We start from the raw sequence: 9923 nt of genomic DNA, 5'->3' as shown, positions 1-9923 counted from the left end.
CGATGCCGTCGTCGCCCGTCAGCGTGACCGGCCAGCACTGGACGGTCCCGATCAGCGCGCCGTCTTCCACCGCGGCGAAGCTGAGCGCCGGCACTGCCAAGCCTGCGCCGCGCACCTTGTACGCGGTGCGCAGGTGGCGATCGGTACCGAACGCACGGTCGAGCAGGCTTTCCACCGCGAGGACGTCGATGCCGGCAAGGGATATGAACTCGATCACGCCTATGTCTCCGCCCCGGGGACGAACGCCCGCGGCGGCGCGCTTTACGGTGCGATCGGCGATCCTGCAAAGCGGTGTGCGCTTTCCTGGGCGGCGGAGCATGCTAAGGCCCCCCGCATGGACGATCTGCTGCAACTGGAAGTGCACGATATCGAGGTATTGGTGCTCACCGGCATCTATTCGGAGGAGACGCATCTGCCGCAGCCGCTGCGGATATCGCTGACCGTCGATCTCGGCTGCCCGCGCGGTTTCGCGCCCGACACGCCGCTGGCCGCTTCGAAAAACTATCTCGACCTGAAACATGCCGCGACCGATGCGCTGCCGACCGGGGTGCATTTCACGCTGATCGAGGGCGTCGCGGATCATATCTGCGAGACATTGTTCCTGCAGGACGCGCGGGTGGCGCGGGTGAAGATCCGGATCGTTAAGCTCGCGATATCGGAAAACGGCGAATCGATCGGGATAACGATGGTGCGTCACCGCCGATGAGGACGGCATGACGGTCGTACATGCCGCGTCAAGCGACGACATCGCGACGATCGTCCGCGCGGCGTCGGGGGGATCGCTCGTCGTCGTGATCGAACCCGGCCGCGATCCGCTATCCGCCGCATTGGCGGAGGCGTCGATCGCGCCGCTCGCGGTGGAACGGGCACCGGGGATGCGGATCAATGCGGTGGTCGGCGACGGCGCGGCGGCGGATGTCGCGGCGATGGCGGGGTTTCTGGATACGGCCGGATCGACGACGGGGCAGGTGGTGCGAATAACGTAGTGGGCGTTCTACCCACCCCGCCCGCAAGGCCCGAGCCCCTCGATCACGAATCGATAATCCTCGCGCGCCGCATCCGCATCGCTCGTCGAAAGCGTCGCGGCGGCGCGGTCGGGCAAGGTGGCCGGCAGTGCGCAGGCCAGCCGATACCATAACAACGTGTTCGGCGGCGGCGGCGCGGCCGCTTCGTCCACGATCTCGCTGAGCGCGACCGACCAGCGCGGCCGCTCGCCCGGGCGGCGCAGGACCGACAGCGACACCGGCCGGTTGTCCGCGGTGGTCAGGAATATCTGCGTCTCGCCCTCGCCGGGCAGCGCGCCGGGCACATGGAAGGCACTGCCGATGCCGGTGATCGCCGGTGGCGCGTCGGCGGCGATCAGTTCGCGCACGATTCCGCGTACCTGCGAATCGCGTATCGGCGACCATTCGCGCTGACCGTCGCGCCCGACCAGCTGCAGCTGATCCTCCGACCCCGCCACCCGCCGCGCGAACAGCAGGACGCGCAGGTCCTTCATCTTGACGATCCGCCCGTCCGCGCCAGGTGCCATGTCCACCAGATACCCGATCCGCGCGGGCAGCCCGCCGGTGCCGCGGACCAGCGCGCCGACATCCGCCGCGACGTAGAACCGCGTGAACCCCGGCGCGACCGTCGCCGCCTCCGCCCCCTTGATTCGCGCCGCCGACCGGATCGTCGCGTCGACGATCACCGGAGCGGCCAGGATCCGATCGACCAGATCGGCATAGCCCGCGCGTACCGGTTGTCCGAACGCCGCAGGTGGTACGGACGGTCCCGCCTGCGCAGAAACGCCCCAAGGCGCTGACAGCGCGAGGAAAACCAGGGTTGCGGCGGGTAAGGGCGGTTTCATGACCGCGTTCGTTACGCCCGGCCCCCTGAACGTTACAGAAATAAATAGCGGCGGGCGCGATTGATCGTTTGTTGCGCCCGACAAAGCGTTTGCGTGTCGCAAGGCTCGGCGATAGGACTCGGTCTCCGTCGTAAGGATATATTGACTCTCGGCATGCGGTGCCGGCTATGTTGCCCCAGGGGTAGCCTGTTCGCTTGTCGTGATAGGGAGCGTCGTTGCTGAATGGCCTATACTGACCAGAAAATGTCCGGGGGAAAGATTTCCGCGATCGTCATCGTCGCGCTGATCCACCTTGCGCTCGGCTATGCCTTCGTGACCGGACTCGCATACCAGTATGTGAAAAAGGCGCAGGATAAGCTGAACACGTTCGACGTCGCGCCGCCGCCGCCGCCGCCGCCGGACGTCCCGCCGCCGCCGCCGCCGCCCGACCAGAAGTTCACGCCCCCGCCGGTCGTGGTACCTCCGCCGATCGTCCGCGCACCCGTGCAGTCGCCGGTCATCATCCAGTCGGTGCCGACACCGCCGAAGGCGATTCAGTATGTTCCGGTGGCCGCCCCGCCTGCACCGCCAGCCCCGCCTGCACCGCCGACCGTCAGCAAGGCGGCGGGCGCGAAGGGCGATCCGTCGCAGTGGATCACCAATGACGACTATCCGCCGGACGCGCTGCGCGCCAACGAGGCGGGCGTCAGCGTGATCGCCTGGACGATCAACACCGCGGGCAAGGTCGAAGGGTGCCATACCACACAGTCCAGCGGCTCGTCGTCGCTCGACAACGCGGCCTGCCGGGCGCTCAGCCGCCGCGGTCGGTACAGCCCGGCGACCGACGCCGGGGGCAATCCGATCGCGGTGACCCAGACTAGGCGTGTGGTATGGAAGATACCGACCGACCGTTGATCCGGACGCCACCGGTTCAGCGTTTCATTTTCAGATGACCCAGCATCGAACATTCAGAGGGAATTACCGACCATGATCACGACCATTCTCGCCGCGGCCGGGACCGCGGCCGCCAAGGGTGACAATCCATACGGGCTCCAGCAGTCGCTGAAGGAAGGCGGGCTGATTTCGCAGACGGTCTTCACGATTCTCGTCATCTTCTCGATCGCATCGTTCTACATCCTGTTCTCGAAACTGTTCGAGCAGCAGAAGATCATGAACCAGGCCAAGCGCGTCCGTCAGGGCTTCTGGTCGGCGAATTCACTGCGCGAAGGTTCGGCCAAGCTCGACAAGAACTCGGCCTACAAGCAGATCGTCGACGACGGACTGGCAGCACAGGACCAGCACGCGAAGCTGACCGATCCGGTCGAGGCGCATGACTGGCTGCACAATTCGCTCGCCCGTTCGGAGGGCGCGATCAATTCGAAGCTCGGCGGCGGTCTCGCCTTCCTCGCGACGGTCGGCTCGGTTGCGCCGTTCATCGGCCTGTTCGGCACCGTGATCGGCATCTACCGCGCCCTCGTGAAGATCGGTGCGTCGGGTTCGGGCTCGATCGACCAGGTCGCCGGGCCTGTGGGCGAGGCGCTCATCATGACCGCGCTCGGCCTGGTCGTCGCGGTGCCGGCGGTGCTGGCGTACAACTGGCTGCAGCGTCGCAACAAGTCGATCGCGGAGGACCTGTCGGCCTTCTCGAACGACGTGCTCGGCTTCCTGGCATCGAACGGCGCGGTTCGTCCGTCGATGGCGGTCGCCAAGCCCGCGCCGGTCGCCGCCAAGCCGGCGGGTGCGACGACCGCTCCGCGCGTCTGATCAACAGGATCAATCCGGTATCGGCGCATCGTCGCCGATACCGGATGATCCGGTTCCCTGCCTCTGTGCCGGGGACTCGAAACACGGTAAGAAATAGGATCATTCGCACATGGCGATGGGCATTGCCGGTTCCACCGAAACCCCGATTTCGGATATCAACACGACGCCGCTCGTCGACGTCATGCTGGTGCTTCTCATAATCTTCCTGGTGACCGCGACCGTTGCCGTACAGGCCGTGAAGCTGAAGCTTCCGAACGTGCGCTTCGACCCGACCACCACCAAGCCCGAGAACGTCTCGCTGGCGATCACCAGCAAGCCCGACGGTACCTGCCTGGTCTATTGGGGCGTGTCCCCGGTGACTCACCAGGAACTGCTCGACCGGGCGGTCGCCAAGCTGAAGGCGGAGATCGCGCGGCAGGGCGGCGTCGGCAACCCCGATCTCGAACTGCCCGAAGCGCATATCCGCGGCGACGTGAACACGCCGTACAAGTGCATCGGCGGTGCGATCTACACGATGCAGCAGGCCGGTTTCGCCAAGGTCGGCTTCATCTCCGAACCGCCTCCGGGCGAAGGCGTGGTGCGTCTGTGACGCCGCGCCCCGTGACATCAGGAGTATAATGCTATGGCAATGAGTGGCGGCCGCGAAGATGGCGAGCCGATGATGGAAATGAACATGACGCCGTTGATCGACGTCCTGCTCGTGCTCCTCATCATGTTCATCATCACCATCCCGATCCAGACGCACGCGGTGAAGGTGGATCTGCCGTCCAACCAGGTAAACCAACCGCCGCCGATCGATGCGCAGAAGAACAAGGTGTCGATCGACGCGGCCGGTACGGTGTCGTGGAACGGCGCTCCGGTCGATGACCTGACGCTGCGCCAGTATCTGGACAAGACGACGCAGATGAACCCGGAGCCGGAATTGCACTTCCAGCCCGATCCGAACGCGAAGTACGACGTGGTCGACCGGACCCTGGCGGTCATCAAGCGGTCGTCGGTGTCGAAGCTGGGCTTCATCGGCAACGAGCAGTATTTCAACGACTTCTGATCGCTGGCGATAGGGTCGGAACGGACGGGGCGGCTCCTGCGGGGGCCGCCCTTTTTCGTTCGAGCGGTTGCGCGGAGGCAAAATCGAAGATTGTGCGACGGCCATTCGCCCATGAGCAGCCAATCGAGTCACCAGCGTCACGCCCGCGGGGAACGTCGTAAATCGCTTGCCTTCATTCGTGGCGCCTAGCAGCGTGTCGATCATGAAGCTTCGGAGCGTGACGATTGCGCTAGGTTTGATCGCCACGTTCCCGTTCGCGGCCAGCAGCGCCGGAATCGCCGGCGCCGGGCGCGCGTTCGATCATGTCGTCGCGTTGAAGGACGGTCGGAACATCGCTCTGCGCTGCGGCGGCAAAGGTCACTTCACCGTCTTGCTGGAGACCGGGGACGGCGGTCGCCGCGCCCACATGGCCAAGCTGTTCGCCGCACTCGCGGAACGCTACCGGGTTTGCGACTATGACCGACGCAATATGGGCCGAAGCTCGGCCGCACCCCTTCCGCGCGAGGCCGCCGACCTAGCCGCCGATCTGTCCGACGCGCTTTCGGCTGCACACGTCCGTGGCCCCTACATCCTGTTCGGCACCTCGATGGGCGGGCTGCTCGTCCGATCCTACGCGGCCATGCACCCGGTGGCCGGTTTCGTGACGAGCAATCAGCCGGGCACGTCGGGCGAATGGGGGCGACATGCGCATCCGCTGGAAACGCCAGCGCAGCGCGCGCAGGACGACGCCTGGGCGTCCGGCGACAACAACGAACATATCGACGTGAACGACGTGAGCCGTACGATCGACGCCGCCGGCCCACCGACGGTCCCGCACATCGTCATGATCTCGTCGGAGCGGTATCAATGCGCCGCGGCGGGAACGTGCGGGCCGACGTACCGCGCCTTCGTCGCCGCGTCGCGGGAGGCGGCGCTTGGCGGAACGGAAGGGCGGTTTCGGACGATCGACGGCAACCACGATCTCTACGTCACCAACCTGCAGGATGTAGTCAGAGCGATCGATCAGGTCGCCGCGGCCGCTTCGACCGGCCAACGGAAGTCGGCTCTGCGTCCATAGTTTCGAGCAACGTGCGGCTCCGGGGGGCCTGCGTTCGCCCGCTCACAATTTCGGCAATGTCACCCCGCGCTGCCCCATATATTTCCCCGCCCGGTCCGCATAACTCACTTCGCACGGCTCGTTCCCCTGCAGGAACAGGAACTGGCACGCGCCTTCGTTGGCGTAAACCTTCGCCGGGAGCGGCGTGGTGTTCGAGAATTCGAGCGTGACGTGCCCCTCCCAGCCCGGCTCCAGCGGCGTGACGTTCACGATGATCCCGCACCGCGCATAGGTCGATTTGCCGAGGCAGATGACCAGTATGTCGCGCGGCACGCGGAAATATTCGACGGTGCGGGCCAGCGCGAAGCTGTTCGGGGGGATGATGCAGCAATCGGTCTTGCGATCGACGAAGCTGTTCGCGGCGAAATCCTTCGGATCGACGATGACGCTGTCGATATTGGTGAAGATCTTGAACTCGTCCGCCACCCGCGCGTCATAGCCATAGGAGGACAGGCCGTAACTGATGCAACCGTCGCGCCGCTGGGCATCGACAAAGGGTTCGATCATGCCGCGACTGAGCGCGGCCTCGCGAATCCAGCGGTCGGACAGGATGGACATGCAAACCCCTTCGCCGGAATGCGCGGCCGGGGCAAGCGCCGGTCAGCGCGCCCGGTTCGCGACCAGGTCGTCCACCACCGCGGGATCGGCGAGCGTCGAGGTGTCGCCAAGCGTCGACACGTCACCTTCCGCGATCTTGCGCAGGATGCGGCGCATGATCTTGCCCGACCGCGTCTTCGGCAGGCCGGGCGCGAACTGGATGACGTCGGGCGCGGCGATCGCGCCGATTTCGTTCCGCACCCACCCGATCAATGTCCGGCGCAGATCGTCCGACGCGTCCTGCCCGGCGTTCAGCGTGACATAGGCATAGATGCCCTGACCCTTGATGTCGTGCGGGAAACCGACCACCGCGGCTTCCGCGACATGTTCGTGCAGCACCAGCGCGCTCTCGACCTCCGCGGTACCCATGCGGTGACCCGACACGTTGATGACGTCGTCGATCCGCCCGGTGATCCAGTAATAGCCGTCGCCGTCGCGCCGCGCGCCGTCACCGGTGAAGTATTTGCCGGGGAAGGTGCGGAAATAGGTTTCGAAGAACCGTTCGGCATCGCCCCAAACGCCGCGCATCTGTCCCGGCCAGCTCTTCGCGATCACCAGCGGCCCCTCTGCCGCGCCGTCCTGCACCACGCCTTCGTTATCGACGATCTGCGGAAACACGCCGGGCAGCGGCGTGGTCGCGGAGCCCGGCTTGAGCGGCGTCGCGCCGGGCAGGGGGGCGATCATGCCCGCACCCGTCTCGGTCTGCCACCACATGTCGATGATCGGGCAGCGATCGCCGCCGACGACATGATGATACCAGCGCCATGCCTCGGGATTGATCGGCTCGCCCACCGAACCGAGCAGCCGAAGCGAGGCGCGGCTGGTACGCGCGACCGGCGCGTCGCCCTCGCGCATCAGCGCGCGCAGAACGGTGGGCGCGGTGAACAGCGTCGCGACTTTGTGGCGATCGACGACTTCCCAGATGCGGCTCGGCGTCGGCCAGTTGGGAACGCCTTCGTACATCAATGTCGTGCAGCCGTTGGAGAGCGGGCCGTACACGATATAGCTGTGCCCGGTGACCCAGCCGACATCGGCTGCGCACCAGAAAATCTCGTCCGGGCGCGGATCGAAGCACCATGCGTGCGTCAGGTTCGCCCATAACAGATAGCCGCCGCTGGTGTGGACGACGCCCTTGGGTTTGCCGGTCGAGCCCGAGGTGTAGAGGATGAATAACGGGTCCTCCGCATTCATCGCCACCGCAGGACAGTCGTCGGCGACGTCCGCCTCATGATACCATATGTCGCGACCCTCGGTCATCGCCACCCCGGCCCCCGTCGCGCGGACGACGATCATGCGGTCGAGGACGGGCGCGAGCGCCGCCGCCTTGTCGGCATTCGCCTTTAGCGGCACGCGCTTGCCGCCGCGTCGGCCCTCGTCCGCGGTGACGAGGATCGTCGATCCGCAATCGGTGATCCGCCCAGCCAGCGCATCGGGGGAGAAGCCGCCGAACACCACCGAATGCACCGCACCGATCCGGGCGCAGGCCAACATCGCGATCGCCGCTTCGGGGATCATCGGCATGTACAGCGTGACGCGCGTTCCCTTGGTGGCACCCGCCGCCTTCAGGACATTGGCGAAGCGGCAGACCTCGGCATGGAGTTCGGCATAGGTGAGCGTGCGCGGTGCTTCCGACGGTTCGTCGGGTTCCCAGACGATCGCGGTCTGACCGCCGCGCTCGGCCAGATGCCGGTCGAGGCAGTTGGCCGCGACGTTGAGCGTGCCGTCGGCGAACCAGCGGACGCGGAAATCGGCCTCGTCGAAGCTGCTGTCGTCCGCGACGCCAGGCGGCTGCGTCCAGTCGAGCCGCGTCGCCACGTCCAGCCAGAAGCGGGTCGGCGTCTGTTCCGCTGCAGCATGGAGCGCAGCATAATCGTCCGCCTCGATCCCGGTCTCCGCTGCCCATGCCGGCACCGGCACCATCTCGCCGCTCATCGCACTCTCCCGATTCGCACGCCGATCCATAGCGTACGCGGTGTGCCCAGGTCGATGGTGCCACCCGAATTGCGCGTGACCACGGTTGCATCGAACAGGTTTTCCGCGCGCGCCACGATCGATACGCCGTGGCCGACCGGGACACCCGCGACCGCATCGAACACCGTTGCGGACGGCAGGATCGCGGTCTGAAGGTCGTCCTCATATTGCGCGCCGACATAGCGCAGCGTGCCCGACAGGCCGGGTCCGCGCGCGGGGTCCCAGGCCAGCGTCGCGCTGGCGGCACGGCGCGGGCTTTGCGCGGGGGCTAGGCCGTCGAGCTGCGCCTGGACGCCGGTGGCGCGGACATGGCTGTCGTCGAACGCATAGGAGCCGGTCAGCGATACCGCGCCGCGATGGAGGTCGACCGACGCCTCGATCCCCTTCGCGACGATCGCGTCGACATTCTGCCGCTGGCGCAGGTTGGTGCCGATCGTGACGTTGGCGACCGCGTCCTCCAATCGGTTGTAGAAGCCGGTCAGCGACAGCGACAGCCAGCCGGCCAGGCGAAGATCGACGCCGCCCTCGGCCCCCTTCAGCCGCTCCGGCTTCAGGTCCGCATTCGCCTGCGTGGAGATCGGGAAGACGACGAACGGCCGGTACAGTTCGTTCAGCGTCGGCACGCGAAAGCCCGTATAGGCTGCGGCGCGAAAGTCGATGGCGGGGGCGGCATGGAACAGCGCGCCGACGCGCCCGGTACCGACCGTGCCGTCGCGGTCGGGATAGGCGCTGGTGATCGTCGGCGTGCCGGTGACCGTCGTCTGGCGGAAGAAACCGTCATTGATCGTCCACCGGTCGATTCGCCCGCCGCCGGTCAGCACCAATCGGCCGATCGTCCAGTCGTCCTCCGCAAATGCGCCAGTGGTGCCGGTCTCGCCGCCCGCGGTACGCCGCGCGGTGATGGCACCCGTCGCGCCATAGGCGTCCTCGTACAGCGTGCCGTCGGCACGGCGCGCATCGACGCCGATCCGGAGGACATGGTCGGGACCCACCGGCGGGCGGATCTCGATCTTGCCGCCGACCCCGGTCGATGGCGTGTGGCGCTGGTCCAAGGTCAGCTGGAACGTCGTCGCGCTGACGACCTTGTTGGCGAAATCGCGTGCCTGGACATAGGCGAGCGCGTCGATCTGCCAATCGCCGCGGCGGATCAGGCGGACATTGGCATCCTCCGCGTCGGAGGCAGATGTCGCGCCGGCGAAGCGAAGCACGCGGTCGTCGCGCAGGATGGTGCCGCCCACCTGTAGTTCGGTCTGCGAGTCGATCGGCACGATGGCGCGAAAGCCGATCGACCAGTCGCGATAGGCGGCACGGACGGTCGCCGGTACGCGCTCGTCCTCCGGCGTCGTGTAGAAACCGTCCGATCGCTCGTACCGGCCGAACACCGAGACATAGCCTGCGCCAAGATCGGGCGAGACAGTCGCTGCCATCTGCTCCGAGTCGTAGCTGCCATAGGTCGTCTCGCCGCTGACAATCGGCAGATCGGCACGACCGGCGCTGACGAATTCGATCGTCCCGGCGACCGCGCCCGCGCCGAATGCGCCGGTGCCGCCGCCGCGGGTGACGCGGACCGCGGACAGCCGTTCGGGCGACAGCGCGTTGAACGGGATATAGCCGAAGAA

At 66.5% G+C, this 9923-nt stretch carries 11 protein-coding genes and 1 pseudogene; 7 read left to right on the top strand and 5 right to left on the bottom strand.

Annotated elements, in window-relative coordinates:
* Positions 1–217, bottom strand: a pseudogene (locus tag ACFE7D_RS12885) (GNAT family N-acetyltransferase); the annotation flags it as partial.
* A gap of 117 nt (positions 218–334) precedes the next feature.
* On the opposite strand from ACFE7D_RS12885, the gene ACFE7D_RS12880 reads away from it, so the two are divergent.
* Together ACFE7D_RS12880 and ACFE7D_RS12875 are read left to right on the top strand one after the other, a co-directional pair.
* Positions 335–706: a dihydroneopterin aldolase gene (locus ACFE7D_RS12880; RefSeq protein ID WP_375395818.1), complete on the top strand. Its 372-nt coding sequence runs from the start codon at positions 335–337 to the stop codon at positions 704–706.
* A 7-nt stretch (positions 707–713) separates the two neighbouring features.
* On the top strand, positions 714–986 hold the full coding sequence (locus ACFE7D_RS12875; RefSeq protein ID WP_375395817.1) for a Rossmann fold domain-containing protein: 273 nt from the start codon (positions 714–716) through the stop codon (positions 984–986).
* Between the two features lie 8 nt (positions 987–994).
* Here ACFE7D_RS12875 and ACFE7D_RS12870 read toward each other — a convergent pair whose 3' ends face one another.
* Positions 995–1849 carry a hypothetical protein gene (locus ACFE7D_RS12870; protein ID WP_375395816.1) on the bottom strand — a complete coding sequence of 285 codons (855 nt, stop codon included), beginning with the start codon at positions 1847–1849 and terminating at the stop codon, positions 995–997.
* A gap of 222 nt (positions 1850–2071) precedes the next feature.
* Here ACFE7D_RS12870 and ACFE7D_RS12865 point away from each other — a divergent pair, with 222 nt between their 5' ends.
* From ACFE7D_RS12865 to ACFE7D_RS12845, 5 genes are all read left to right on the top strand, one after another.
* Positions 2072–2743, top strand: a complete 672-nt coding sequence (locus ACFE7D_RS12865; RefSeq protein WP_375395815.1) for an energy transducer TonB — start codon at positions 2072–2074, stop codon at positions 2741–2743.
* 72 nt (positions 2744–2815) lie between these two features.
* Positions 2816–3592 (top strand): MotA/TolQ/ExbB proton channel family protein, encoded by a 777-nt coding sequence (locus tag ACFE7D_RS12860; RefSeq protein WP_375395814.1) that lies wholly within the window; start codon positions 2816–2818, stop codon positions 3590–3592.
* Positions 3593–3701: 109 nt separating this feature from the next.
* Positions 3702–4181, top strand: coding sequence for a biopolymer transporter ExbD (locus ACFE7D_RS12855; RefSeq protein WP_174287082.1), 480 nt, complete (start codon positions 3702–3704; stop codon positions 4179–4181).
* A gap of 33 nt (positions 4182–4214) precedes the next feature.
* A complete protein-coding gene (locus ACFE7D_RS12850) occupies positions 4215–4640 on the top strand; it encodes an ExbD/TolR family protein (RefSeq protein WP_375395813.1) in 426 nt (141 codons plus the stop codon).
* Between the two features lie 202 nt (positions 4641–4842).
* Entirely contained in the window at positions 4843–5697 is an 855-nt protein-coding gene (locus tag ACFE7D_RS12845) for an alpha/beta fold hydrolase (protein ID WP_375395812.1), read from the top strand.
* Positions 5698–5739: 42 nt separating this feature from the next.
* Here ACFE7D_RS12845 and dcd read toward each other — a convergent pair whose 3' ends face one another.
* From dcd to ACFE7D_RS12830, 3 genes are all read right to left on the bottom strand, one after another.
* The gene (dcd, locus tag ACFE7D_RS12840; protein WP_174287080.1) at positions 5740–6294 is read right to left on the bottom strand and encodes a dCTP deaminase; all 555 of its coding nucleotides are present in this window, start codon (positions 6292–6294) and stop codon (positions 5740–5742) included.
* A 42-nt stretch (positions 6295–6336) separates the two neighbouring features.
* On the bottom strand, positions 6337–8265 hold the full coding sequence (gene acs / locus ACFE7D_RS12835; RefSeq protein ID WP_375395811.1) for an acetate--CoA ligase: 1929 nt from the start codon (positions 8263–8265) through the stop codon (positions 6337–6339).
* Positions 8262–9923, bottom strand: a 1662-nt coding sequence (locus ACFE7D_RS12830) for a TonB-dependent receptor (RefSeq protein ID WP_375395810.1), incomplete at its 5' end; no start/stop codon positions are given. The genes ACFE7D_RS12830 and acs, both read right to left, overlap by 4 nt.

The organism is uncultured Sphingomonas sp., from assembly GCF_964244235.1.
Classification (GTDB): Bacteria; Pseudomonadota; Alphaproteobacteria; order Sphingomonadales; family Sphingomonadaceae; genus Sphingomonas.
Note: the sequence above shows the minus strand (reverse complement) of the source record. Positions and strands in the feature narration are given on the sequence as shown.